Genomic DNA, 26,941 nt, shown 5'->3' with positions numbered 1-26,941 from the left:
CGGTTGGAGTCTGGAAAATCTCACCCGCCATGAATGACTGACGAATGGCATCTGCGCCAGTTGCGACCACGCCGATGATTTCGGTTTTGAGGCCCAAAGCATCCCGCACTGTGATCAACGAACAAATCCCTGACCCCATACCAACCGGTACATAAACACGATCGAGCCCAGCGATATCGTCAAAAAGCTCCAGGCCATAGGATGCCACACCGCGAACAAGTTCCCGATGGAATGGTGGTACCATAACAAGGTCTTCACTGGCCGCGAGCGTCTTGGCGTACTCGGCCGCTTCCTGAAAGTCGTGACCGTGTTCGATCACCTCGGCTCCCCAAGCACGCATGGCGGCATTTTTTTCAACTGAATTGCCATGCGGGACAATAATGGTTGCAGGCATTCCGAAACGGCTGGCCGCATGAGCAAGGCTTTGACCATGATTACCCCGTGTCGCCGAAATGATACCCCGGTTCACATCAATCGATCTTCCAAGGTAACGGCAAAAGGTCAGCCCGCCCCGGATTTTGAACGCACCCAGTCGGGTATGGTTTTCGTGCTTCACATACAGGGACAATCCGGTTGCACGATCAAGCAGCGGCCACTGAATTGTCGGGGTTGGCGCGACATACCGATGTACAAAATCCGCTGCCTCTCGCAATTCACCTGCATCGAACATCTAATTGTATCCCTTTTTTTGAAAAATCGTGACAATCAACACATTAAGAACATTCCCCGCCGAACGGAGGCACAATGGGAGCAAAGTGCCTCCGTCATGCGCGACGGTGGCTAGCCGCGCCGGGGGAAGTCCGACAGGAACGGCTTGGCCAATTCCCGTTCAATGTCTGCACGCGTCACACCGATGTCCTTAAGCATCCGGTCATCAAGGTGTTGCAAAGCATGACGATCACGTGCGTGAGCTTGACGCGCCGCAAGATATTCAACCGCAGAGATCAGCATACCGGTGATCACCATGCGCCAGGACACAGGTTTTTTGTCCTGTTTGCCGGATACCGCACTGTGATTATTTGCCTGAATGCCAGGGATCTGGATTGTATCGTTACAATTCACCATTTCCATCTCCTTTCGGTTAATTGTCTCGATATTGTTTTGTCATTGACATTATTATTGTGTCAATTTAAACATTGTCACCATGACAATATGGTTCCCGAAACTGGATGAGGCTGGCGGCCCTGTTTATCGACAGATCGCACAAGCCATTAGTACCGCAGTCAAAGAAGGCTCCCTGAAACCGGGAGACCGACTGCCGACCCATCGTGATCTTGCCTATAAGCTGGGCGTTACGGTCGGGACAATCACCCGTTCCTACCGCGAGGCGGAGCGGCTTGGGCTTGTTGCTGGCGAGGTCGGTCGCGGAACCTATGTTCTCGACAATATCCAGTCGGAACTTGATATGGCAGCTACCGCCCCAATTCCGATGGCATTTACCAACAACCTCAGTCAGCTTGCACGCGCCACCAGCACGCCGATGTCAGAGTCTTCTCGATCAACCGAAACAGAAGATTCCGGGCCGGTGAATTTCCGAATGAATTGCCCCCTCCCCCCGAAAGAGGGCCGCATTCGTGAAACCCTGATGGAAGTCGCAACCACCATGACCACCGATGACATGGTGTCCTATAAATCCGAATATGGCGTAGCCCACCAACGCGAAGCATTGGCGTTTGCGGCTGGTCGATTGGGTCTGGATGACAATCCTGATCGGGTTTTACCAACAGCTGGCGTTCAGCACGGCATGACAGTTTCACTGCTTGCTTCTGTACGCCCGGGTGATCTTGTTCTGTGCGAAGAACTCACCTATCCGAACCTGCGCAGTCTTGCCAACCTTCTGCAATTCCGCCTGCGGGGCGTCGCGATGGATGAAGAAGGCATCATGCCAGATGCGCTTGAAAATCTGTGCCGAACGCAAAGCCCGCGCGCCATCTATTTGATGCCCACACTGCATAATCCGCTGTGCTGCACCATGAGCCAGCAACGTCGCATCGAGATAGCCGAAATCCTGCGCAAATATGATCTGACATTGATCGAAGACGGCATTTACCACTTTCTTGACCCGGACGCCCCGCCGCCACTGTCGTGCTTTGCCCCGGAACGCAGCATCTATCTGGATGGTGTATCCAAAAGCATCGGGGGTGGCCTGCGTGTCGGATATATTCATGCCCCCGGTGAAATGATCGGCAAGCTGGCCAGTGCAATCCGTTCGACATGCTGGATGGTTTCAACCATCAATCTCGAGCTCGTGGTTCGCATGATCAAAGATGGCACTCTTGCCCAGTTCGAAGGCTGGCACCGGGAAGCTGCCGCCCAGCGTCTGGCCATCATTCTTGGCACCCTCAAGGGCTATAACATTCGCTTCCACCCCACCAACTACCACATCTGGCTGGAACTTCCCGAACATATCGAAGCTGGTGAACTGGTGATGAATGCCGCCAATAGCGGTGTGCTTCTTACTGCCGCTCAACAGTTTTCTGTTGGTCATGTCCCGCGTGGTTTGCGCCTTTGTTTCGGCGCGGAACGATCCCCGGAACGACTGCGCCGCGGCGTTCAGATCGTGGATAGATTGCTTAAAAGCAGCGATTTCGGCAACACAGTCGTTATTTAGTTTGGGCGTTATTTATTTCGGATCCATCGTCTTACCAACCCTTCACTCACCTTGGTCAGAACACGGTTCCTGCTGGCTTTTCAACAATTTCCGCACGCAATGCTTGACCGCATGATTGCGTTGCTTCCAAGATATGCTGCAGGGGCAAAAATCCCCTGATTGATATTGTATCTTGGGCAGCAGAAAGTCAGCAGATGCCAGTTTCCCGCCTTGACGCAGATGATTGTGGTTTCCCGCATTTCCGTATTCGCAGCCCTCATAAAGACCAACAACCAAAAATATTCGATTTTTCGTCCCATTACCGCGCCGCCGAGGCTCTTAAATTCGGGCTTTCAATGTCCGAGCCCGGGTTTAACATTTTCGTGCTTGGTCTGGATCGCGCCGGTCGCATGACCGCGACGCTTGATTACCTCAACAAGGCCATGGAGGAGCGCGACGCCCCCGATGACTGGGTTTATCTAAACAATTTTTCGCGCACAAATCGCCCCCGGCCCTATGCCCTTCCTGCCGGTCAGGGCAAAAAGCTGCTCACAGCAATGGAGACGCTGATCTCCCATTTGCGCGAAGCCTTTTCATCTGCTTTTAATGCGCCGGCCCACCTGACCGAAACACAGACCCAAACTGAAGAAGCCCGTGCCCAGTTGCGTGAAAAATTCGATGCGCTGCGCGAATATGCACGTGAACGCGGCCTTGATGTTCAGGAAAACGAAAAAGGCGTCATGATCGTCGCGCTGAACGACGAAGGCGAGCCGGTCTCACTTGACGAAATACCAAAGGAACGCCGAAACGAAGCCGAAGATGCGTTTGAAGAGGTTGCCGAGGAAGCCCGAAAAACACTGCTGTCGACCCGCGAACTCGAAGAACAGATCGCCGATACGCTTGATAGCCTGCGGCGCGGCGCGGCCAAGGTTGTCCTGAAACCGCGCATCAAGAAACTGCGCGACAAGTTCACGAGCCCGGGCCTTAAAGCCTGGTTCGAGGCCCTTGAGAAAGACATTCTGGATAATATCGACGCGTTCGAGGAAGCAAGCGATCAACCCTCCATCGAAAGCGGCGATGGCAAAATTCCTGAAACCGTTGATGATCGCTATGCCGTCAATCTGTTGATTGATCACTCGCGTGATGATCATCCGGATGTCGTGCTTGAACCTAGCCCAAGCTACGACAACCTTTTCGGGCAAATTCAGTACCGGCCAATTGGCGGCGGCATGCACCCGCATTTCAGCTTGATCAAACCCGGTGCGCTTCACCGCGCGAATGGCGGCGTTCTGGTTCTGCGTGCGGAAAGCCTGCTGGAACACGAAGAATGCTGGGGATATTTAAAAGCAGCCTTGCGTGACCGCGAAATTCGGATTGAGGAAACGCACAAGGGCGGCGCACCGACTGCTGGCGCACCGGAACCCCGGCCGATCCCGCTTGATCTTAAGGTCGTGATCGTTGGCGCCCCCAAATTCTACTACACCTTCTTCTCGCTTGATGTGGACTTCCGAAACCACTTCCGCGTCAAGGCCGATATTGATGCCGATATGCCAGCAGCAGGCCGTAACATTTCGATCTATACCGGGTTGTTGCGGGCCTCCGCCCTGTCACGTTCCGGTATCCCGGTTGATAACGGCGCCATCCGCCAACTGCTTGGTCAGGCGGCCCGTTGGGCCGGGGAACGCGACAAACTGACAGCGCAAATCGAACGGGTCGAAGATGTCGCAATCGAGGCCGGAGCCCTGAGCAAGGCCGAAGGCCGCGAAACCATCCGTGCTGCTGATGTCAGACGCGCAATCGAGGAACGCCGTCACCGCAATTCACGCCTTGAAGACAGATCACATGAGCGAGTCCAACGACGTGAAATCCTGATCGACAGTTTTGGCGCCGTCATCGGTCAGGTCAATGCCCTGACGGTTCTTGATTATGGTGATCATGCCTTTGGTCTTCCGGCCCGCGTTTCTGCGCGTTCCTATGTCGGTAGTCTGGGCGTACTCAATATCGAACGCATGGTTGATATGTCAGGCCCCTTGCAGCAAAAATCGGTAATGATCATCGAGGGCTTCCTGAAGTCCCGCTTTGCACAGGACTTCCCGCTTTCATTCGCCTGCAACGTCACCTTTGAACAGAATTACGGCGGCATCGAGGGGGACTCTGCCTCGATGGCGGAACTGTGCGCCATTGTCTCGGCCGTCTCAAACATCCCGATGCGCCAGAATGTCGGCATCACGGGATCGATGAACCAGTTTGGCCAGGCGCAACCGGTCGGCGGTATTTCACACAAAATAGAAGGTTTCTATCGCATTTGCGCTGATCAGGGCTTTACGGGTGATCAGGGGGTCATCATTCCCCTGGCCAATGCCGAAAACGTTGTGCTGCGTGAAGAAGTTGTTCAAGCCATTCGTCAGGGCAAGTTCAACATCTGGACGATTGAGCACATAAACGATGCGATTGAACTTCTGACCGGGATGGCAACAGGCGACCGCCCAGATGGACAGTACGCATCTGACACCGTCTACGGCAAGGCCATGGAACGTCTGCGCAGCAATGACAAGATACTGCGTGAACGTCACGCGTATGGTCCGCGCACGGAGATGTAGGAATGCCCAAACCAACCCGCAAATGCGCGAACAAGGCGGTCAGCGCATCGCAACCGTTTGGCATTGGTGGAACGTGGGGTGGTTTGCGGTTTACCTTTGGACTCGCCATTGCCTTGTTGAACGCCATTACACTGGTATCAACTACAATGGCACAAACCCCGTCCCCGGATGCCAGGCAAACGGGGATAGACATGATCCCAACAGACCTGCCAGCACGTGCAACCAGCGTTCCATCTGGCAACCAACCCGTCAGCCTTCTACCCGGAACAATACCAACGAGTGCCAACATAACAGAAGAAACAGAAATCCCGTCGTTGGCCGACCAGTATCATCGATCAATTACCGGTCAAGCGCCGATCCGCCCGGTTCGGAAGCAAGCCCCGCCAACAGCAACAAAGCCTGTCTCTATCCCTGCATCGCCGAATACGGCAGAAGTCAACACCACGCCATCTGCCATGCCAACACAGCGGACGGTGGCATCGACTTCTGCCAGCGTGAACCCGGTGGAAACAGCCGCGCCCGCAGATCAAAACCGTCATTTCATCCAACTTGGCGCGTTTCGCGATTCTTTTACCGCTGAGACCTATTGGGCAAGTTTTAGCATCCGCTACCCGAAACTGAGTAAGGCGCACGACAAACAAATCATATCCGCCGATCTTGGTAGCCAAGGCACATACCATCGCCTGCAACTTCTGGGATTCGCGGATGCCGCCAGCGCACAAAAACAATGCCGCCAGCTAAAAGCTGACGGCACTGATTGTTTTGCGCCGGACCGCTAGGCGTTAAAATCAATCCCCCGGTGCCAGCAGAACAATCTTGTCAACAATCAGGGTTGTCGCCTCTGTACAGGTCGTCATCAAGGCCAAACGCCCGGTGATTCGTACTTTATCTCCCGGTCGGAAATGGCTTGCCTTGTTGGCAAGCGCATAAAGCGTTCCATCATCGGCACGGAATGTAACGCATTCCTGTCCCTGGTCCGTGATTTCACCACCGACAGTAAAGTTTTCCTTCTCAAGGAACGAGCACCCCGCCAACGCCAGGACGACACCAACGACAGCGAATTTTCGCATTATCCCGGCTCCAAATAGGCTGTTCATCTGTCGTGCTCCTCTGCATAAACGACATTGCTTCGTCACAAATACGACGCAAGCGCGTTAAGGTTCTTGTAACGTCATGAAAGATAGAATGGTTCCATTCCTTTTACGGGTTTCGTCATTCGATGTCATTGATAACAAGATCACCAATGCAAAAGTCGCAAATAGATATGTTGATCGAACTTGCTGCTGATTTTCAACATCAGACAGCAATCAACAATCGTGCGACCGAAGAGTCTGACGATAGTGAACAGCGCAGTGCGCTTTCGACATTGGTTGATCTCGCACGTGACATGCAAACCCGCCTAGATCAGCAACAAAGCCGCATCCAGCAGCTTGAACTTATGGTCGAAACCGATGAACTGACCGGGCTTTACAATCGTCGTGGCTTTATGCGCCGGATGCGCGAAGCCATTGCACGCGCCGCCCGCAATGCTGAGGCCGGCATTCTGGTGATTGCTGATCTGGATGGCTTTAAGCAAATTAACGATGAACACGGTCATGCCGCAGGCGATGCCGTTCTGCGCCATTTTGGCCAGAACCTGCGAACACATACTCGCTACGATGACTTTGTCGCACGTTTCGGCGGTGATGAATTTGCCATACTGATGACCGGCAGCAATCCGGCAGCTGCAAACAAACGCATCTCACAGCTTCAAAATGCGACCGCCCGCTTCCCCCTGATTTGGCAGGGCAAGGCACTTCCGATCAAAGCAAGCTTTGGTCACGCATCCTATGAGGCCAAATGCGATATTGGCGAACTCATCCGCACCGCAGATGAAGCGATGTACGACCAAAAACACAGCCGCCGCGACGCCGATGAAGGCAAAAAAGCGGGTCACAACGCTGCTTGACCGTTCAATCAGGGCACGCCCCGAACGCGACCTAGCCTTCTTCGTCAATAATGTACTCTGCCGCACGCAGACCGGTCATGTACGCACCATGGGTCGTTCCGGCATAGTCAAATATGGTGTGTTCACCGGCAAGAAACAGGCGGTCTGCGACGGGTTCACCAAGATCATCAAAATCGGATTTGCGATTACCTGGTCGCGGGAATGAATATGCACCAAGCGTGTACGGATCGGTTGACCAATGCGTCGCCAGAACGTCAATCGGCTTAGTGACGTCGTCCTCCCAGACAGTCCGCAACACCGCAAGTGCGTCTTCGACCATCTCTGCATCGGACATTTGATCAGCTTTCAGGGCGTAGTCCCCGACGCTTAATCCCAGCAAGATATTTTCATCAGAAAATGTCCGGTAGCTCAGCCAGTAGTTCCATCGCCCCTTTGGCTCGGTTGTGATCCCGAAATACTGCGTTTCGATGTCCCAGAACGGCTCCTCGAATTTAAGGGCGAGCTTGGTGACACTCCCGAAACCAAGGTTTTCGATGGACTGCCGATAGTCACCTGGAAGTTCAGGCTCAAACGAAATCTTGTTGGCCTTGAGCACACCAAGCGGCACCGTGCAGATGCAATAGTCCGCCTCGAAGGTTCCTTGATCCGTGGTGATCGAAACACCCTCATCGGCACTGTAATCAATGGATGTCACAACATGGGAAAGCTTGATATCAAGGCCTTCCTTGAGAGGCTTCAGGATTTCGTCATAGCCCGACGTTACGACAACGTCAGCACCATCAAAAGCTTCGTCCCAATTAAACAGAGGGGCCGAGAGCTTTTCAATGGATCCGCCTTTTGAAAACTCGGTAAACGCAGAAAAGGCCCACATGATTCCCGGATCTTCAAGGTAAGCTGGGCGATAATCCTTGATGGCCTGCAACAGACTACGGTGATCATTCACTTCATAGGTGCGGTCAATGTGGTCCAACACCCCTTCCCACGCATCGACGATCCGTTCAACTTCATCATCGTCATACTCATAGCCATCAAGATCGAAATAAACCGCGTTTTCGTCATCAGTGACGACATACTGGGCGTTAACCGCGTCGGCCAGTTGTTTACTGGGATTGTCTGAGGATGGTCCATGAATCCAGCCAGCCCCCACTTCAAACGGCGCGCCCATCGACCAATCTGTCAAAAGACGCCCGCCGGTATGGTCTTTTGCCTCCAGCACAGTGACTTTTGCACCATGTTTGCGCAGCATATGTGCCGCACCAAGGCCAGCGATACCCGCGCCAACAACAATCACGGAAACGTTTCCCAATGCATGGGCATTTTTGACGCCAACCTTTGAAGCAAGAGCGACGGCACCACTTGTCAACAAAACGGATTTGATGAACTGGCGGCGATTAATGTTGCGGCTTAGCACAGTGACCTCACAGATCTGTTTATACAGGTTATCTGGATAGAAAGTGGAAAGCGCAAGCATCCGCGCCCTATTAAGAGTTGATATAACAACACCAAAAACATCAAGACCTAATGTTTTAGGCACCTGATCGTTAGTGGGGCAGATAACCATACGAAGGGTGGATTTACGACCATGCATCTGTGATTGTGTTTTAGGAAAAAAATGATCTTCTGGATGCGGAATGTTTTTTTTGCCATATCCAGTGCAAATCCTTCATTTCCTTTGTAAGATCGCTATTTAGTAGAGACAGATATAGCTGCCGCTTAGAGAAATAATCGGGCGGCTGACGATGACGGTTCACATATGACAGACAATACCGGCTATTCGACGGAAACGAATGATCAGGATCTTCTGGCAGCAATGGCATTCTGCTGGGCTGACATGCTTCTTGAGGTCGATGAAAACGGCTATATCCTGTTTGTTGCCGGCGCCACGGAAAGTCTGCTGGGATGCACCCCCGACCGCCTGATCGGCGAAGCATTCGAAAAAATCGTTGTAAAGTCGGAACGCCCGTTACTGCGTGCCTATCTTCATAGTGGCACCGGTTTGAAACGCCTTGAAGAACTGGATCTGGACTTTCAACTTTATGAATCAGACGGAAGACCGGTTCAGGATCCCGTTCCCCTGTCACTAAGCGGTTATATGATCGCCGATCCATCCAGCCGCTACTACATTGCCGCCCGCCATCGCGCTATTCGCCCGCGCGCACGGTCGGGGATTGACCGCATCATCTTACAGAATGCAATCATTCGCCAAAATATGAGTGCCGAGACCAACCAGTCCGGCGCTGCAAGCGATATCTCAACCATGAGCTATCACAGTGAGGCATTGGTTGTGCTTGAAAATCTGGCTGCCTCGCGCTCGCAGGCTGAAACAGCTGCGACCAACGAACTGGCACGACTGATTGGCATTGGAGCCAAACAATTCAATTTCAGTGTGCTCAAGGACGAACAGGTCGCTAAAAAACCCAGCAAGATTCATCCGGTCGACGAACCAATGATCGAATTGGAACGCCGGATTGTCGCCTATGCCAGTGCTTTGCGCGCTGATCTTGAGGAAATCGATGCACCACGGTCGGTCGAGGGCATCGATGCCCTGACCTCACTGACCAATAATTCGGGTTCCAAGGACCAAAGCAGTCACAGATCCAAGACAGCAGATCTGTTTGGCAATGACTATGAAAGTGCACGAAACATTCATCATTTCGATGCTGAGAATGCAGAGAGCGACCGAGATACAAACCTGACACGGGCTGTTGCCTATGCGCTCAATCGCATGCAGCGCAAAGCGCAGAACGATGTAACCGCAGCACGTTTGTCGGCAAGCCTGCCTCATTTGATCAACGAAACACTCAAATCAGTGCGTGCTTTCCGTGAAATTGTTGAAAACGGCTCCTTTGCCGTGGCACTTCAACCAATTGTTCACCTCGACAGTCGCGAGATGCATCACTTTGAAGCCTTGGCACGCTTCAACATCGGCGAGAGTCCACTTGCCGTGGATCAGATCATTCATTTCGCCGAGGGCACCGGCCTGATCACCGAGTTTGATCTGGCAATGTGCCAAAAGGTTCTGGACCACTTGCGTGACAATCCCGACTGCATTCCCTATCCCGTCGCGGTCAACCTTTCGGGCCATTCACTTGAACAGGCCGGTTTTATGCCGGCCCTGATTGCGTTGCTGGATGGCTATGATATCGCGTCGGAGGATATTCTTTTTGAAGTCACGGAGACGTCCCGCATCCGTGGATTGACCGATGTGAATAACGGGCTTCAGATGTTACGCAAACGCGGTCACGCAATCTGCCTGGATGACTTTGGTGCTGGCGCTGCAAACTTTGAATATCTCAGCGCACTTGATGTCGACATTATCAAATTTGACGGCAGCGCAATGCGCACCGCCCTTGCCAACGCCAAGGGTTGTGCGTTTCTGAAGGCAACGGCCCTGCTCTGCCGGGATCTGGGAATTTGTACGATCGCCGAGATGATCCATGATCAGTCCAGCTACGAGCTCGTGCGCGATCTGGGGATTGACTATGGTCAGGGATATCATCTTGGTCCGCCAATCACGATTGGCAGCGAGGATGACTATCACAAAACCAATATTTCCGAGCCATCTGGCACTGTGACCGCTAAGGACCAGAATACGTCGACCAAAACAGGAGGACGCGCATGACTTCCCGTCATTCTGTTGATCCGCGAAACAAGAATATGAATGTGACCGACGAGCTGACCGACTACGATGCCGACGTTTTTACCCTCGATCCCAAGGTCATGGCTGAGGCCGAAGCCCCGGTAATCGTGATGGATGCGCAGGGCGTCCCGCTATTTGCCAACAAAAACGCCGTCGGATTTGCCAATGGCATTCGTGACGGCCTTTTCCCGGAAATCTATCAGTTAATCCGACGCGCGCTGACGACACCGGGCGGCGTCGTTGAACTGATGACCTTTGAAGTACAGCGCGGTACGGCAACACTCGAACTTACCGCCCTGCCAACGACCAAAAATCAGGTCATGATCCTGCCGCGAGACGTCAGCATGGATCGCAACCTGCGCGAAGCGCTTATTGATTCGCGCCAGCGTTATCGCGATATCGTCGAGGTTTCGTCTGCCTTTGCATGGGAAACGGACGAAACGGGCAAGTTCATCTTTGTCTCTCCGCGTGGTGCCCTTGGATATCGTGCCGATGACATTGTCGGACGTTTCCCGGGCAATTTCCTGCTTGATACCGCCGACCAGGACAGTGAGTACGTGTTTAGAAGCCAAAAGGCCGTCCGTGACGTGCCGGTCTGGTTCAGGCGTTCCAACGGCCGTGATGCATGTCTTTCGGTCTCTTCTACGCCTGTTTACTCACGCGATGGGGTTTGGATCGGGACCCGTGGCCTAGCGCACGACATTACCGAGCAGCGCCGCCGAGAAAGCGAAGTCGCAACGGCCCGAAACCGTGACCGTCTCATGACCTATATCGTGCGCACCATGCGAGATGAAATTGATCCGCTTATGGTTCTGCAGGGCGCATCAGAAGCCTGCACACGCGCATTGGCATGCGCTTACTGCATTATCTTCAAGCGCAACGATGAAACCGGTGAACTTGAACAGGCCGCTGGCGAACAAGACAAGTCTGCCAACGACATCGCACAACAGGCGCTGGAACGTCTGCAAGACACCGAAGAAATGTTTGACGCCCAGATTGGCGAGTTTCGCATTGTTGCGCTGCGTTGCCATTATCACCAGCGTAACAACGGGGCGGTGATCTTCATGTTCGATGCCGATCACCCGGAACCCAGTGACGGTGAACGGGCGATCATGATCGAGGTATCCGACCAGATTGGCATCGCCATCGAACAGGCGATCCAGCATGAACGCATTCTGACCCTTTCACGGACCGATGGCATGACCGGTCTTTTGAACCGTCGTGCGTTCTTTGAGGAACTCAAACGTCGTCATAGCCGCCTTCGCCGCGAAAATGCGCCTGCGGCACTGATGTATGTTGATATGGATAACTTCAAGCTCGTCAATGACATCCACGGCCATCAGGCCGGTGACGATGCCATTCTCGCACTGACGCAAGTATTGCACGATAATGTCCGCCCGGCCGACCTTGTGGCCCGACTTGGCGGGGACGAGTTCGTTCTGTGGCTGGAAGGTGCGGATATCAGTGCTGCATCAGCACGCGCCAAGACGCTGATGAAAGAAAGCGCCGTTCTTGCAAAGTATTCCGGTGACGCCGAACACCCGCTGGGCATATCTGTGGGCATCGCCGTACACGAGGCAGACTCACAAGAAACGCTAGAGCAACTTGTGCAACGCGCAGATCAGACCATGTATCAGGTCAAGAAACTCGGCAAAGGCCGTTTTGGCATCGCTGCCGCACCCGGATCAAAAGATCCGGCAAAAATCGAAAATTAGGAGGAATGCCCGATGAAGGGATTTTTGCAGCGGGTATTTACCAAGCGTAGCGAAACGCCAATTACCTATGATGAAGCCAAGGAAATGGCTGCCAGCCCGGATGCCGGTGTGCGCAGCAAGCTGGCACAACGTCATGATACACGCCCTGAAATCCTGTATTTTCTGGCTTCTGACCAGGATTCCTCGGTGCGCCGTCACATCGCCGCCAACCAAGCGACACCGCTTCAGGCCGATGTCCTTCTGACCGATGACAGCGACGACAGTGTTCGTGGCAGTCTGGCCGAAAAAATTGCCCACCTGTCGGCAGGGCTGACGCCCAATGAAACCGACAAACTGCGCCGGATGACGTATGACGCCCTGGACAAGCTTGCGCGTGACCAGGCAGTGCACGTTCGTCAGGTGATTTCCGAGACGCTCAAAGACATCGCCGATGCCCCGCAACCGATTATTCAGCAACTGGCGCGTGACGCTGAAAGCGTCGTCTGTGGCCCGGTATTGCAGTATTCCCCAGTCCTGACCGAAGACGATCTTCTTGAAATCATTGAAGGCAGTTCTGGTCGCGGCGCTCTGAGCTTTGTCTCGCGCCGGAGAAATGTCGGTGAAAAGCTGGCGGATGCAATTGCAGCAAGCAGTGACAAGGATGCAATTTCGCATCTACTTGGCAACAAGTCGGCACAAATCCGCGAAGAAACACTCGATCAATTAATTGATCGCGCCCCGGACTATCCGGAGTGGCACGAACCGCTGGTCGAACGTCCGACCCTGACACCGACGGCCGCTGGAAAACTGGCCCGATTTGTTGCCGAAAACCTGATCAGCGTTCTTGAACGCCGCAAGGACCTTAAAAAGGATCAGCTCGACGCCGTTCGCGAAGTCGTTCAGCGCAGGATCGCTTCTGGAGAATTTGAAAAGCGCGATGACGTCGCCACCGACGCAAAAAAGATCAAGGTTGACAAGGACAAGTCCCAAGCTGCAGCCAAGCCAGAGCCGAAGTCTGACAAGAAGTCAGACAAAAAAGGTGTCGTAGCTGATGACGACGAAGAGGAAGAAGAACCTGCCTTTGACAAGGCCTTGGCGATGCATGCCAAGAAAAAACTGACCGATAAGGAAGTCGCAAAAGCACTGGCGGCCAATGACGTAAAGTTCGCGCGTGCGTCACTTGCGGTTCTGGCCGGCATCTCGCCAGAAGCGGTTTCCAAGGTCCTTAACACCCATTCCGCCAAAGGCGTTGTCTCGCTTGCATGGAAAGCAGGGCTTCCTGCCGACCTTGCGGTGAAGATCCAGGTTAAACTGGGCCATGTTCCGCCCAGTCAAACCCTTAATCCGCGCAGCGGCAATCAATATCCGCTCAGCGAGGATGACATGAACTGGCAGCTTGAATTCTTCACTGGCATGGCGACCAGCGGCGTTCGTTAATTGCCGCTGGTGTTGGTTACTGGGTTCTAGCCTGCTGGACGTTCCATACTGATATGGGGAATACCGTCTTCTTCGTACTCGTCGCCAAATTGAACGAAGCCGAGGCTTTCATAAAAGGCCCGCAGGTATAACTGCCCGTTCAGATAAATTGGTTTCCCGACGAAATCGCGTGTGCATGCCGTAATTGCACGTTGCATCACTTCGCGACCAACCCCCTGCCCGCGCAAAAGATCACTGGTAACTACGCGTCCAATTGCCGGTCGGTCACCTTGTTCTGCATGATCGGGATCAACCCCGGGTGCCACGATCCGCGCCGCTGCCAACACATCGTCCCCATCACACGCAATCACGTGACGGCACACCGGATCAAGCCCGTCGATGTCAGGAAAAATACAGGTTTGCTCAATGATGAATATCTGCTGGCGGAGCTTCAGGAGACTGTGAACCTGTCGGACTGTGAGATCATCAAAATCACAATCGGTCCATGTAAGGTCAGATGAGGTTGGCGGCATTAACGGTACTTTCATTGTGGGGCGCTTGCAGATCAAGCGTCAGGCACCTGTTTTCTCAATGTGATAGATGAATACATCTCCATCTTGCGCTGAGGAAACAAGGCGGTTTCCCGTCATCTCGCAAAAGGATTTCATATCAGCAACCGATCCCGGATCGGTTGCCAAAACCTTAAGGATTCCGCCGTTCTTGACGTCACGCAGCGCCTTTTTCGCCTTAAGAACCGGCATCGGGCATATCAGCCCGCGCGCATCCAGAATTGCATCATGGGGGTCACTTGAAGATGACGGCATGAGAAACCTTATAAAAAATACGAAGCCAGTGCGATATAGCGCCATTTGGCGATTGTTGCATTTGCACAATATGTTAGACTGAACAATAACAATCAATCAAACGCTGTTAGCCTGCCCGCGATGCAAATCTATCTCCCGATTGCCGAGATATCGGTAAATATATTCCTCATCCTGGGACTGGGCGGCGGGGTCGGCTTTTTGTCTGGCCTGTTTGGCGTTGGTGGCGGGTTTCTGATTACGCCGCTTTTGATCTTTTACGGTATTCCCCCGGCTGTTTCCGTTGCAACGGCTGCAAACCAAATCGTCGCTTCATCTGTTTCAGGCGTTTTTGCCCACTGGAAACGTGGCAATGTCGACCTCAAGATGGGCCTTGTCCTGTTGGCAGGTGGTATTCTTGGCTCGACGGTGGGTGTTTGGGTCTTTGCCTGGTTGCGTTCGCTGGGACAAATCGACCTTGTTATTTCGCTCTGTTACGTGATCTTTCTTGGCATCATCGGCGGAATGATGCTGTTCGAAGCCACCCGCGCTATTTTCCGGACACGGCGCCGTGGTGGTCTGGTTCGCCGCACCAAAAAGCATCAGCACAGCTTCATCCACGGCCTGCCCTTCAAGATGCGTTTTTATCGCTCCGGACTTTATATCAGTGCGCTTTTGCCGCTGGCGGTTGGTTTCTTCGTCGGCATGTTAACAGCCCTGATGGGTGTCGGTGGCGGTTTCGTCATGGTTCCCGCCATGATCTATCTGCTTGGCATGCCGACGGGTGTCGTTATCGGCACCTCGCTGTTTCAGATTATCTTTGTCACCGCAAACGTGACGTTCCTGCAATCGGTCCAGACCCAGACGGTTGATGTTGCGCTTGCAATCCTGCTTTTGATTGGCGGTGTCATTGGCGCACAGTTCGGCGCACAGTTTGGCGCCCGACTGAAGGCAGAGCACCTGCGCGCCCTGCTCGGCCTTCTGGTTCTGTCAGTTTGCTTGAAACTGCTGTTTGATCTGGTGATTACGCCGGGCGATCTTTATTCCGTTATGCCGGGGGATCTGTGATGACAGTTTCTTCGCGCGTGTTTTTGACAGTTATATTGACCGGGCTGTTGACCATTCTGAGCATGGGAACAGTTGTCAAAAAGGCCGTTGCAGATCCGCTGGTTGTTGATCTGTCCAATCATCTGGTTGCGATTACAACCGGCTTCACAGGTACTAAAGTGCTTCTTTTCGGTGCGGTCGAGGACGAAGGCGACGTGATCGTTACCGTGCGCGGCCCGGATCAGGACATGGTCGTTCGCAAGAAAGAACGTAAGGTCGGCATCTGGGTAAACAGCGAAAGCGCACGCTATAAAAACATCCCTGCCTATTACGCAAGCGCATCCAACCGCCCGATGGATATTATCGCCCCACCTGAAGTTTTGCTCGATTACCGCATCGGCTTACATAATCAACGCTTTGTTGCCGAAAGCTATTTGACCGATGCAGACAAAAAAGTCTACCGCGAGGCGCTGGTGCGCAATATGCAAAATGCCGGTCTGTTTGGTGAACGCCCCGCAAAAATCAGTTTCCTGTCCAATCAGCTGTTTCGAACCGATATCCATTTCCCGGCCAACACACCGACTGGCACATACACCATTAATGTCTATCTGATGCGCGATGGCGGGGTTGCCAGTGTAAAAACCACACCCTTGGTTGTCTCAAAAACGGGGGTTAGTGCCGAGGTCTATGCATTTGCCCATCGCTATTCAGCACTGTACGGCATCATTGCGGTGATAATTGCCGTGGTTGCCGGCTGGATTGCCAGTGTCGCATTCCGCAAAGGCTAACAGCGCTCTGCCGCGCTCAGCATACAAGCACGCTTTCAGCACCCGTTTTATTTCGCGGTCGCAGCATCCCCATCCCGGAGAATGCAAGGCATAAATCTTTGGCGTTGCGTCGAAAAATCACTTGGAAACGGGCAACGAGTTGCGGCACAATTTGTCTGTCCGCTCGTAACAACAGTCCCACATCTGTTCAGTGTCGCAGCGGTTGAGTGCAACTGTTCAGAGAACCCATATGCCTTCTTTTGATGCCGATCAGGAACTTCGTGCGACTTCGAACAGGACATTTCTTGTTGTCGTGGATGACAGCGATGAAATGACCAAGGCGCTGCGTTATGCCTGCCGTCGTGCGCAACATACCGGGGGCCGCGTAGCCCTTTTGAGCGTAATTGAACCTGCCGAATTCCAGCACTGGATGGCTGTTGGTGACCTGATGAAGGAAGAAGCCCGCGACGAGGCAGAATCACGGGTCAACGAACTGGCTGCATATGTTCACGAACAAACCGGCAGCATGCCTCTTCTGTTCATTCGCGAGGGCCGGATCAAGGATGAACTGCTGAACCTGCTTGACGAAGAAGAACAGATTTCCATTCTGGTTCTGGCCGCTGGCACCACAAGCGACGGCCCCGGCCCGCTTATCACGGCACTGACCAAAAGTGACACCATCGGTCAGTTGCGCCTTCCACTAACCATCGTCCCTGCAGCACTTTCAGAAGCTGACATTGACGCGCTGAGCTAGGCGAGGCTCAAACTCATATTCCTGCCCTAGCTCTTTACCGGCCCACGTCCGAAAATCCGGCGCAACAAAGCCCCCCAAAGCGCGAAACTTCCCGCTGGCTTTGACGCGTTATCAATGCCACTTGTGTACAGCACGCGGATCAACGCATCACGTACCTCACCGACTGGTTCCGGCGTAAAATCAAGGGTCAGAACTAATTGTTCCTGATCATTAACAAATGCACGCGCAAGACTGGCGTCAAGAAGTGGTAACTCGTCCGCATCCAGCTGAATTAATGCCCCTTTTTGAAACCTGTTGCGGTCAACACCTTCTGCCGGACACATCACGCGCGCCCCGCCCAACGACATATCCGTGATGTTCATCTCAAGCGGTTGGTCATCACCTTTGGCCCTGATCCGCGCTTTAAGGCTAATCGGGAAACGTTCCTGTTGGCGCTGCACGGGGCTTTCAAAGCAAATCAATATCGCAACAAGCAATGTCAGCGAGTTAACCGCAGCCCACAGACCACCAACGGCCAGAAAGTTGGCATTGTCGATAATCCGGACATCGGTATTGATGTTATAAAAGAACCCGCCAATCGTAAGGACGAACAACACACCGAGAATGATCGCTTCATTCATCGAGTTCCCTACTCCGGACTGAGATCCTTTGGGGGTCACCTTGAACGGACGCCCGAATGGTCGTATCAGCGACGAGACAACAATCGGAAACAGCCTGAGTGATACGAGCACCGCAGGCCCTTCATTCACAATCGGATAGGCCTGCCGGCCATTATGCCAGAGCGCCGTTCCCCATCCGGCAATCAGCACCGGTAATTGCCAATAGAAGATTTCCCAGCTTCGGGCATTCTCAAGCGGTTGCAACCCGAACCAGAAATAAAGGATCGGGATCATGATCACCAGCAAGCGTGCCGGAATGTGAAACACCCAGTAGATCGGGAAAAGCAAAATCCGCTGCCAAAGCGAAAGTCCCGGCCCTAACGGCCCAGCCTTCAGGAACAGTGTTTGAATGCCCCCCTGGCACCAGCGTTCACGCTGGGTATGAAATGCCAGAAGGCTTTCGGCTGCCAGCCCTATCGACAGCTTTTCATTGAGATAACGCGTGCGATAGCCTTTGCGCAGCATCTCAAGCGAGGTCAGAATATCCTCTGTGATTGATGCCGTCGGCACGCCTCCAATCGCATCAAGGGCCTTGCGCCGCATGACCATGCAGGACCCGCAACAAAACATCGAATCCCATGCGTCAACCGATGGCGCAATATGATCAAAGAACAGCCGTTGTTCGTCGGGCCATCGATCCGCAATCCACAGATTGCGCTGCATCGGATCCTTGTTAAAGAAATGCTGGGGAGTCTGAACAATACCAATCGTCGGATCCTCGAAAAAACCGACAACACGTTTCAGGAAATGGCGATAGGCCACAAAATCCGCATCAAAAATGCAAACCAGATCCCCGCTGGAATGCGCGAGGCCATTATTCACGTTTCCGGCCTTGGCGTGACTGCCGTCCTTGCGCGTCAGGTACTTTGCACCCTTCTGCTCGCAGAAGTCGCGTAACCAGTCGCGCTTGCCATCATCAAGTACCCAGACCGTCTTGTTCGGGTAATCGATTGCAAGCGCACCAACGATGCTGCGCTCCAACACATCAAGTGGTTCATTATAACTGGGGATAAAAACATCCACGCTGGGCCAGCTTTCAACCGGTCTGGCGGACAGTCGGGCATAGGCCTGATCGGCCTCGGCACTGCGATCAACAATTTTACAATGAACAAGCGACTGGCGCAGCATGTCGCATAGAAACACGATCTCGATCGCAAACAGGAAAACGATCCACCATCCCTGAAAGGTGGTGAGATCGGCAGGCAATACTGTTTCCGTAATTCGCCAGGGCAAATAGCGCGCGATCAAAGCGATCAGGAAAAACACAACCAGCCAACGCGCCCACAGCCGGTCACGACGCAAAAATGGCGATGCCAGCATCATGACACCGATGACAAGCGCCAAGGGTGCGAATTGCGCGATCCAGCTCATTATGACGGGTCGCTTTCGCCAAACCAGCTGTTAAGTCGACTGGGAATACTGACTTCAGCCCGACGCCCGACATTGCAAAATGTTTCCGGACGATCTTCAAAACCGGCATCAGGCACCTGCACAACCAAAAGAACTTCGTCCTTTTTAAGAAGTGGCGGCAAGGCAGCATATTCAAGCTCCGGCGTGACCGCGCGCGTGCCAATCACTCCGCTTACGATACCTTCATAAACTTCTGGCGACCCTTGCAGGCGAACCGAAACCGTGGCACCGATCAAAACCCGGTCCGAAAGGCTTTCATCGACCGGAACTTCGATCCGAATGTCCGAGCAATCAAGGATCTTGGCCAGATCGTTGTTCTTGGTCACGGTTGCAAGTTCTGCCGCGATCCGACGCCAGACCAATCCGTCAATCGGGCTTCGCACAAGCATGGATTCGCGACGACCGGCGCGCGCTCTTTCATCACGCAACTGTTTTTCAAGCGACGCCATGCGTCCGTTTGTTTCGGTAAGTTGAACGTTAAGGTCGGCAACCGCGAGCACGACCTCATCAAGGCGCTGCTGTGAATAAGGCACGTCATTCTGGCCATCGCCGACAAAGACGCCTTTTTCAAGCGAACCCGCTTCCTTGCGGTAGCGTTCTTCATCAGCCCGCGCGCGTTCGACCTCTTGGCGTGCCTGTTCCAGCAAACTTTCTGCCTCGTCCACGCGCGCCTGTGCGACATGCCCATCTGCAAGCAAGGAATTCTGGCGGCTCAGGCTTAATTCACGTTCCTTGACGACTGACTGCCAGCCTTTCTGTCGTGCCTGTGCTTCAAGGGTTTTGTAATGCAGGCTTTCGAGTGACCCCGACACCATTTCACGAACCCGCTCGCCAAGGTCACGGCGCAAGCCGTTCAGGGTCGACAGCTTTTCGATCAACGCGGTTTTCCGCGACCGAAGAAGCTGATATTCGCCGTCAAGCTGCGCAAGAAGCGCCTGAGGTTCAGTGTCATCGGTAATACGTGTGATAATCGATCCGGCTGAAATCGGTTCACCGACATCGGGAATGGCGCGGACAAGCTGACCACTGATCGGGGCCTGAATGGTCACCAGTTTGGCATTTACGACACCGTTCGGCCGGATATCCGAAACCGTGAGCGGGGCGAGTTGCCAAACCGCAATAACCACAATAGCCAAGGCGACCATCAAACGAACGATCTGCCCCTTGGAAAAACGCAAGGCCATAAAATTTCCTCAACCAAAACTGGCATCGCTGCCGTGCACAAACATTCCCATATGATGTGTGCGCCAACGAGACTGTTTCAAGGTTATCTATTGGAAATTAAATCACTTTATTGGTTGGCAGCGCAATCGACCGATCAAGGAACTGCATATAGGCATCAAACGATGATTTCTGACCAAACAGGACGTGTGAACGGCTTTTGATGGCATGTGACACGACCGAACGACGGCGCTTGTCGGTCGCCAGTGTCAGGGCCGTATCAACGAAATCAGCCGAATGGTAGGCAACGCAATCAAAGACCGATATCTGGCGATAACAGGTATGGCTTCTGCGTGATCGCGCGGCGTTACCCGGCAATGTAACAAGCGGCACACCAAGCCCCAGACAGTCAAAGGCCAACATCGCATCGTTCCAGGCCGGACTTTCAAGCACCACATCGACAGCACATAAAAGCGACAGCAAATCGGCCCGATTACGCACATCAACAAACCGCATCCGCCCGGCAACATCGGCATGATTGACAGCAAACCGCCGCCCCCATGCGGCATCCCAACTGTCACGTTCCGGCGCAATCAAAAGAAGCTCGGCGGTTTCGTCCAGTCGCAGAATTTCGGCAATCAGCGGATCGAACTCGGCTGTTAAAACATCAAGTGGCTGTGGACAAAGGTAGGTATTGCGGTCCTGCGCCAATCGCCAGCGTCGTTGCAAATCTGTAGCCGACATTTCAACCGGCTCTGGCGGGCGTGCATTAACAAACAGGCCCGGAAGGCGCACCAGCTTTTCGCTGAACCGCTTCTCGCCGCCCGCCGTTTCCCAGTCCTCGGCAATCAAATGATAGTCGATGTTCGACAATCCGCTGGTCGCGGCAATACCCCCACCGGAAATTTGCAGCGGCGCCAAACGCCAGCTCGCAAGCAACATGGTATAGGCATCGGACTGCGGATCGACATAGTGCAAAACGTCAAGTCCAAGCCCCGAAATCACCCGTGCGGAATGCAATGGATCAAGGGGCAAGGGCACGACAAGATCGGCATGTTCGTCAATACGTGCGGTAATATCATCTTCACCCGTGGGTGGGCGAATAATGGTCACATCAAAGCGGTCACGATCAATCGCATCGGCAAGACCGGCAATCCATCGCCCGATACCATTTTCACACATATTGGCAGACACAATGCCAAGGCGGGTTTTCCCGCCCGTACGCGATGCGCCCGCGCTGACTTCCGGGACATCGTAACCTGATACAAGGCGTTCCCAGTAATGCCCGACCGCACGCAACTGTTTGTCGCCTTCGGGACGCAATGCCGCGCGCCAGACCGGTGGGAACCGCGTCAGAACAATCGGATCAATCCGCTCAGAACCAACAAATTCAAGGTCGGGCTCCAAGGCGTCTTCATCAAGCGTATCATCCAGAAGATCGCGGACTACCTCGTCATTTTGGGCGGCCAGATCGGTCGGAACAGGCGCAAACAGCAATCTGCGCGCAGTACGGAACAAGGCGGTGTTTTCACCGGCAGCAATTTTGCGATCAATGCCGTTTTGCAGTACGGACTGGGCCGATCCGGTATCACCCTCTTCAGCCAGTTCAAGCGCAAGGCGGAAAACGGCATCATCACCCCCGCCCGCCCCGATAGCAGCGCCGAACCTTTCAACGGCTTCGCCATGGCGACCAACAAGGCTCAAGGCCTCGCCCATCATCAGCAGCAATTGCGGATCATCGGGCGATTGCGCCAAAAGCGGCTCTAGCGCGCCGATCGCTTCTGTGCCCTGCCCGACACGAAGATTGAGCAGCGCAAGTGTACGGCGCGCCTTGGCGTCGTCGGGATCAAGGGCAAGAACCTGCCGCAGACAGTGTTGCGCACCCGCAAACTGCCCCAATCGAAACAGGGCATCACCATAGGCGGTCAAGGCACGCGGGTTCCCCTGATCCAACGATAATGCACGGCGCAGCGGCTCACTTGCCGAAACAGTTCGTCCCTGATCCAATCTGATCTGGCCAATCAGGACCAGCGCATTAACGATGTCATCGCGCATCTTGAGCGCCGTCAAACAGGATGTTTCAGCCCCGTCAATATCACCCATCGCATACTGGCAGGCTGCATAATTGGCATGGATTTCGGCAACATCGGGTGCCAGTTCAAGCGCGTACTCGTAATTTTCGCGTGCGGCCTCAAGCTCGTCCAACTGACGATAAGTATTGGCAATATTGCAATAAAGGGCCGGCGCATCCGGACACAGCCGAATGGCGCGCTTGAAAGCCCCCACCGCATCACGCAGCTTGCCAATCGCCTTAAGCGCCTGCGCGTGGTCATGCTGAATTTCTGCACTATTGGCATCTGCAATTGCGGCCCGCCCCATGCGTTCTGCCGCCAATGTCTGGTTTCCGTGTGCCATTGCAACGAGCCCTGCCAGATGCATTGCCTCTGCGGCCTGCGGGAATGACCGGATCATTCTCTGACAGGTTTCTTCTGCCTCTGCGTACCGACCTGCTTCATACAGGTTCAATGCAGAATGGTAGATGTCAGCAAAATCAGACAAGAAATACCTATTACCCAAGAGAAACCGAATTTGATCCCACCATAAGAGCCAAGCGTTAACAAACCACGTCTTTGCCACAAATTTTCAGGGCAATCCACGTCTGCAAAAACATGACGTTTCTGATCCGCAAAGAGTGCCGCCTAATCTGAAAACTACGGTCAGGTTTCATCAGGTAATAGCTTGAAATAACGAAAAACCCTCTGAAGAAACGCCTCCAGAGGGTTTGATGTTCAAGACGTCATTCGGACTTGATCAGATGCGATCAGGCCGGCTTTCCGAAATATCGCCCGAAACGATTCTGCAAAAAGTCTTCCAATCGAACTTCTTCCTGCCGCACATATCCCTGGCTTGGCAGTTTTCCCGTAAGAACCATGTCCATCACGGCGCACAAGCCCGCAGACGTCGTGATTTGGATCGCTGACCAGTCAATCCCGCCGACTTGCGTACCGTGCACCTTGCGAATGAAACTTTCCTCACACAGTTCGCCACGTCTGGTCCCGATTGCATCGGCAAAGATGACGATGACGTCTTGCTTGGTGATCGGCAGGGCGTTTTCAAAGATTTCCTTCATCATATCCGGACGTTCCCCCAAACGCAGATCTTCAATCAGGATTTTCAGGATTTCCTGATGGCCCGGATATCGCACTGTTTTATAGTCAAGATTATCAACCTTGCCTTCAAGCATGTCGCACAATGCCCCGACACCACCGGAAGTGTTGAAGGCCTCATACTCTGTCCCGTCGATGGTAAACCGCTCATACCCCTCAAGCGGCAAAACCTCGACGCGTTTCCCATTAAGAATCGCCTCGCACGGGTTGAGATATTCGTTGATCAGTCCGTCTGTGGACCAGGTCAGATTGTATTTCAGGCGGTTGGTCGGGTTTTGCGGCAAGGCGCCGACGCGCAATCTCAGTTTGTTGACATGGTCAAACCGCTTAAACAGGTCATGTGCAGCGATTGAAATAAAGCCCGGCGCCAATCCGCATTGCGGGACAAATGCGCTGTCTGCGCCTTTGGATATTTCACGAATGGCGCGCGTCGTTTCGACGTCTTCTGTTACATCGAAATAAGATGCACCGACAGCGCGCGCCACACGCGCAATCGCAACATTCAAAAAGAACGGACAGGTCGACAGAATCGCATCATGCCCCTTGGCGACATCTTTCAGTGCGGCTTCATCGGTGACATCGACCTTTATCAGCGTTGCGGCATCGTCCTTGGCGCAGATTTCGAGCATATCCCCACTCGCATCCGCCAGAGTTACCGCGTAATCCCCACTTTCCTTAAGCATCACAGCAGCGATACGACCGATTTTCCCGGCCCCGAGGATCAAAATCTTTTTCATTTTCTCTAACTCCCAAACAAGCAGGCTCCATCACCGTCGATGTTGCACCTGCCCTGATCATGTTTTGTTGTTGCCTGATAATGCTCAGCCTCTGGACGAACGCTTACAACCCGGCAATACTGTCAAAAGGAAACAAAAACCCGTCATTTTAATGGGCTCAACCGATGAAACGTCATATTGATGAAGTTGACCGTCAACTGATCGCACGATTGCAGGAAAATGCGCGAATCCCGACAGCTGCCTTGGCCCGTGGTGTCGGACTATCTCGAAGTGCGGTTCAGGAACGCCTTGAACGGCTTGAAAAGTCCAACATTATAACGGGATACACCGTTCAACTGGGCGATTCCGCAAGGCCGGTATTGTTGGCCGAAGTCATGATTCAGCTTGAACAAAAGCAATCAGCCGGTGTGGTCGGTGCCTTGCAAAAAATCCCGCATTGCATCCGCTGTCTTGCTGTTTCGGGCGAGTATGACCTGATCGCTGAAGTCGCCGCCAACACGCCCGAGGAACTCGACGGGGTGCTGGACCGGATTGGCGAAATGTCTGGAATAAAACGCACATCAAGTTCGATCATACTTTCAACCAAATTCGATCGCCGTTAAGATGACTTCGGGGTTGGGGAAAACCTCTTTTCTGGAAGAAACCGCGTGACGAAGAAACGCAGATATTCGGTCCTTTCTGTCCTGCTTGCCGGTTTTATCGCGACCAGTGTTTTTGGTGTCGGACTATCCCTGTATGTCGGTCTTGGAGCCGCCTACGAGAACACCCGAAATCTGTGGGTAATGCTTGCTGATATTGACCTGACATCGGTTCAGCGCACCATGCAAGAACGCATGAACGAGGTCGACAAACGCTCTGACTGGGTGGCTGAACAGGTATCAACCGGTGCCCTTGACCCAAGCTTCCAATATGGCTGGCGAAACGCCATGCGCGCGTTGGCAGCGGCCGACATGGACGTCATGGCTTATGGGCTGGTTACGGGTGATCGCCAATTCATTGGGTTTAGCCCCGCAGATATGAGCGAAATTCGCAGAACTCTGCCAGCTGACGACATACTGTTTTCCGAACTGTCCCAGATTCGGGGTCCGACCAAGAACAAAACGGGCTATCCGCGCTGGGATCCCTATTTCAATCGTACCGTCCTGACAAGCTGGGTGCCCCTGTTTTATGAGGGCCACTATCTTGGCACCTTTATTCAGTATCTTTCACTGTCCAGCCTGTCGGAAAGCCTGATCCGCGGGCGCGAAGACCTGCCCGGAACACCGTTCATCCTGATCGGGGGCAACCGCGTCATGGCGCATCCGCAATTGCGCCACTGGGGCGAAAACACGGCAAATGAACTGATTAATGGCGCAGACATCGCGCGCAGCCCAATTCCGTTGCCGACAATCCATGATATCGGCGATCCGGTTCTGGCCAATATTGGCAAATCGGAAAACATCCCGCTTGATCCAAATGACGAGCGCCACAATAGCGGCATCCGGCTGGCGGGCCTTGACTACAATGATCGCTACCACCTGATTGTATCGCGCCAGATCCTGACCGCACCAATTTCGCCAGTCATTATCGGTATGTATTTTGACGAAGAACTGTTCAATGATGAATGGAACCGCCTGGTTCTGGCATCCGTTTTGGGCGGCGGCGTTTTCATTTTGTCGGTGATTGTGGCCATCATCCTTTCCCGACAATTCACCAAGCCCATCCGGCGGTTTGCCAGTGCAGCGCGCGCCTTTGAGGACGAAGACATTGCGTCAATCGACGTACCGCAACTCAAGGGCAGTCGTATTCGCGAATACGATGATGCCGCGCGTTCGTTCAATCACATGATGATGGCAGTCCATGACAGAGAACGCATCACCAGCTTGTTTGGTAAGTTCGTCCCGCAATCCATTGCCAAAAAGCTTCTGGCATCAGGCAATGATTCCGGCGTTCTGCCCCCGCAACAAACCGAGGCAACCGTTCTTTTCATTGATATTGTCGGCTTCACATCCATGTGTGAAAGCCTTGATCCCAAACAGATCATCGCGATGCTCAATGACTATTTCGACTGTGCCACCCAGATTATCGAACATCATGGCGGCATCATCACCCAGTTCCAGGGCGATGCGATCCTTGCGGTCTATAACGTGTTTGATGATCTGGCAGAGCACGCCGACGCGGCAGTGGACAGTGCCATTGCCCTGCAAAAGGAAGTCAAGAAACGCACGTTTGAGGGCCTTGAGTTAAAGGTGCGCTGTGGTGTCAATACCGGCTCTATGGTGGCGGGCAATGTCGGTGCAAAGGCGCGGCTGTCCTTTACGGTGCATGGGGATGCGGTCAATACGGCCTCTCGGCTGGAACAGGAGAACAAGATATTGGGAACCCACATCCTGATTTCGGAATCCACCCGTAAACTGATGGCCAACCCTGATCGCGTCAGCAAAGCCGGGGATGTTCTGTTACGGGGTCGTCACAGCAAGACAGAGCTGTTTACAACGCTAACCGACATTTAATCACAGATCGGCGAAGGCACGTCAGGTGCCTGAACACTAAACAACAAAAACGCCGCATT

22 protein-coding genes are annotated in these 26,941 nt (G+C 53.5%); 12 read left to right on the top strand and 10 right to left on the bottom strand.

Annotated features, from left to right (window positions below; all coding sequences use genetic code 11):
• Positions 1–670, bottom strand: a 670-nt coding sequence (locus AUQ43_RS06180) for a threonine dehydratase (protein ID WP_062955388.1), incomplete at its 3' end; no start/stop codon positions are given.
• Between the two features lie 110 nt (positions 671–780).
• Positions 781–1,065 (bottom strand): DUF1127 domain-containing protein, encoded by a 285-nt coding sequence (locus tag AUQ43_RS06175; RefSeq protein ID WP_062955405.1) that lies wholly within the window; start codon positions 1,063–1,065, stop codon positions 781–783.
• 79 nt (positions 1,066–1,144) lie between these two features.
• Here AUQ43_RS06175 and AUQ43_RS06170 point away from each other — a divergent pair, with 79 nt between their 5' ends.
• The 3 genes from AUQ43_RS06170 (at position 1,145) to AUQ43_RS06160 (ending at position 5,969) form a co-directional block, all read left to right on the top strand.
• Positions 1,145–2,611 (top strand): PLP-dependent aminotransferase family protein, encoded by a 1,467-nt coding sequence (locus tag AUQ43_RS06170; protein WP_062955387.1) that lies wholly within the window; start codon positions 1,145–1,147, stop codon positions 2,609–2,611.
• 194 nt (positions 2,612–2,805) lie between these two features.
• Positions 2,806–5,190 (top strand): Lon protease family protein, encoded by a 2,385-nt coding sequence (locus AUQ43_RS06165; RefSeq protein ID WP_062955386.1) that lies wholly within the window; start codon positions 2,806–2,808, stop codon positions 5,188–5,190.
• 2 nt (positions 5,191–5,192) lie between these two features.
• Positions 5,193–5,969 (top strand): SPOR domain-containing protein, encoded by a 777-nt coding sequence (locus tag AUQ43_RS06160; RefSeq protein ID WP_062955385.1) that lies wholly within the window; start codon positions 5,193–5,195, stop codon positions 5,967–5,969.
• A gap of 9 nt (positions 5,970–5,978) precedes the next feature.
• Here the strand turns inward: AUQ43_RS06160 and AUQ43_RS06155 are convergent, their stop codons facing one another.
• On the bottom strand, positions 5,979–6,260 hold the full coding sequence (locus AUQ43_RS06155; RefSeq protein ID WP_232310604.1) for a DUF5818 domain-containing protein: 282 nt from the start codon (positions 6,258–6,260) through the stop codon (positions 5,979–5,981).
• A gap of 194 nt (positions 6,261–6,454) precedes the next feature.
• Here AUQ43_RS06155 and AUQ43_RS06150 point away from each other — a divergent pair, with 194 nt between their 5' ends.
• Positions 6,455–7,138: a GGDEF domain-containing protein gene (locus tag AUQ43_RS06150; protein WP_232310603.1), complete on the top strand. Its 684-nt coding sequence runs from the start codon at positions 6,455–6,457 to the stop codon at positions 7,136–7,138.
• Between the two features lie 31 nt (positions 7,139–7,169).
• On the opposite strand, the gene AUQ43_RS06145 is transcribed toward AUQ43_RS06150, so the two are convergent.
• Positions 7,170–8,549 (bottom strand): FAD-dependent oxidoreductase, encoded by a 1,380-nt coding sequence (locus AUQ43_RS06145; RefSeq protein WP_232310602.1) that lies wholly within the window; start codon positions 8,547–8,549, stop codon positions 7,170–7,172.
• A gap of 342 nt (positions 8,550–8,891) precedes the next feature.
• On the opposite strand from AUQ43_RS06145, the gene AUQ43_RS06140 reads away from it, so the two are divergent.
• The 3 genes from AUQ43_RS06140 to AUQ43_RS06130 are packed head-to-tail and all read left to right on the top strand — an operon-like array spanning position 8,892 to position 13,909.
• Positions 8,892–10,760: an EAL domain-containing protein gene (locus AUQ43_RS06140; protein ID WP_062955382.1), complete on the top strand. Its 1,869-nt coding sequence runs from the start codon at positions 8,892–8,894 to the stop codon at positions 10,758–10,760.
• Positions 10,757–12,493 (top strand): diguanylate cyclase, encoded by a 1,737-nt coding sequence (locus tag AUQ43_RS06135; protein ID WP_062955381.1) that lies wholly within the window; start codon positions 10,757–10,759, stop codon positions 12,491–12,493. The genes AUQ43_RS06140 and AUQ43_RS06135 overlap by 4 nt, the downstream gene beginning before the upstream one ends.
• Positions 12,494–12,505: 12 nt before the next feature.
• Complete coding sequence (locus AUQ43_RS06130; protein ID WP_062955380.1) at positions 12,506–13,909, top strand: DUF2336 domain-containing protein; 1,404 nt, start codon at positions 12,506–12,508, stop codon at positions 13,907–13,909.
• Positions 13,910–13,935: 26 nt separating this feature from the next.
• Here the strand turns inward: AUQ43_RS06130 and AUQ43_RS06125 are convergent, their stop codons facing one another.
• Positions 13,936–14,436 (bottom strand): GNAT family N-acetyltransferase, encoded by a 501-nt coding sequence (locus AUQ43_RS06125; RefSeq protein WP_232310601.1) that lies wholly within the window; start codon positions 14,434–14,436, stop codon positions 13,936–13,938.
• Between the two features lie 24 nt (positions 14,437–14,460).
• Positions 14,461–14,712: a sulfurtransferase TusA family protein gene (locus tag AUQ43_RS06120; protein ID WP_062955378.1), complete on the bottom strand. Its 252-nt coding sequence runs from the start codon at positions 14,710–14,712 to the stop codon at positions 14,461–14,463.
• A gap of 120 nt (positions 14,713–14,832) precedes the next feature.
• On the opposite strand from AUQ43_RS06120, the gene AUQ43_RS06115 reads away from it, so the two are divergent.
• The 3 genes from AUQ43_RS06115 (at position 14,833) to AUQ43_RS06105 (ending at position 17,256) form a co-directional block, all read left to right on the top strand.
• A complete protein-coding gene (locus tag AUQ43_RS06115) occupies positions 14,833–15,756 on the top strand; it encodes a sulfite exporter TauE/SafE family protein (RefSeq protein ID WP_062955377.1) in 924 nt (307 codons plus the stop codon).
• Positions 15,756–16,523, top strand: a complete 768-nt coding sequence (locus AUQ43_RS06110) for a TIGR02186 family protein (protein ID WP_062955376.1) — start codon at positions 15,756–15,758, stop codon at positions 16,521–16,523. The genes AUQ43_RS06115 and AUQ43_RS06110 overlap by 1 nt, the downstream gene beginning before the upstream one ends.
• A gap of 229 nt (positions 16,524–16,752) precedes the next feature.
• The gene (locus tag AUQ43_RS06105; protein WP_062955375.1) at positions 16,753–17,256 is read left to right on the top strand and encodes a universal stress protein; all 504 of its coding nucleotides are present in this window, start codon (positions 16,753–16,755) and stop codon (positions 17,254–17,256) included.
• A 26-nt stretch (positions 17,257–17,282) separates the two neighbouring features.
• Here AUQ43_RS06105 and AUQ43_RS06100 read toward each other — a convergent pair whose 3' ends face one another.
• The 4 genes from AUQ43_RS06100 to AUQ43_RS06085 all read right to left on the bottom strand — a co-directional run bounded on the left by AUQ43_RS06100 (position 17,283) and on the right by AUQ43_RS06085 (position 24,390).
• Positions 17,283–19,286 carry a glycosyltransferase gene (locus AUQ43_RS06100; protein WP_062955374.1) on the bottom strand — a complete coding sequence of 668 codons (2,004 nt, stop codon included), beginning with the start codon at positions 19,284–19,286 and terminating at the stop codon, positions 17,283–17,285.
• The gene (locus AUQ43_RS06095; protein WP_062955373.1) at positions 19,286–20,509 is read right to left on the bottom strand and encodes an HlyD family secretion protein; all 1,224 of its coding nucleotides are present in this window, start codon (positions 20,507–20,509) and stop codon (positions 19,286–19,288) included. Before AUQ43_RS06095 ends, AUQ43_RS06100 begins: the two co-directional genes overlap by 1 nt.
• A gap of 97 nt (positions 20,510–20,606) precedes the next feature.
• Positions 20,607–23,012 (bottom strand): tetratricopeptide repeat protein, encoded by a 2,406-nt coding sequence (locus AUQ43_RS06090; RefSeq protein WP_255356107.1) that lies wholly within the window; start codon positions 23,010–23,012, stop codon positions 20,607–20,609.
• A 295-nt stretch (positions 23,013–23,307) separates the two neighbouring features.
• Complete coding sequence (locus AUQ43_RS06085) at positions 23,308–24,390, bottom strand: saccharopine dehydrogenase family protein (RefSeq protein WP_062955372.1); 1,083 nt, start codon at positions 24,388–24,390, stop codon at positions 23,308–23,310.
• Positions 24,391–24,554: 164 nt separating this feature from the next.
• Between AUQ43_RS06085 and AUQ43_RS06080 the strand changes: the two genes are divergently transcribed.
• Together AUQ43_RS06080 and AUQ43_RS06075 are read left to right on the top strand one after the other, a co-directional pair.
• Positions 24,555–24,992 carry an Lrp/AsnC family transcriptional regulator gene (locus AUQ43_RS06080; RefSeq protein ID WP_062955371.1) on the top strand — a complete coding sequence of 146 codons (438 nt, stop codon included), beginning with the start codon at positions 24,555–24,557 and terminating at the stop codon, positions 24,990–24,992.
• Between the two features lie 45 nt (positions 24,993–25,037).
• Positions 25,038–26,882, top strand: a complete 1,845-nt coding sequence (locus AUQ43_RS06075; RefSeq protein WP_062955370.1) for an adenylate/guanylate cyclase domain-containing protein — start codon at positions 25,038–25,040, stop codon at positions 26,880–26,882.
• Positions 26,883–26,941 lie beyond the last annotated feature (59 nt).

It is taken from the genome of Thalassospira sp. MCCC 1A01148 (assembly GCF_001613795.1).
GTDB lineage: Bacteria > Pseudomonadota > Alphaproteobacteria > Rhodospirillales > Thalassospiraceae > Thalassospira.
This window is presented reverse-complemented; position numbering and strand designations above follow the sequence as displayed.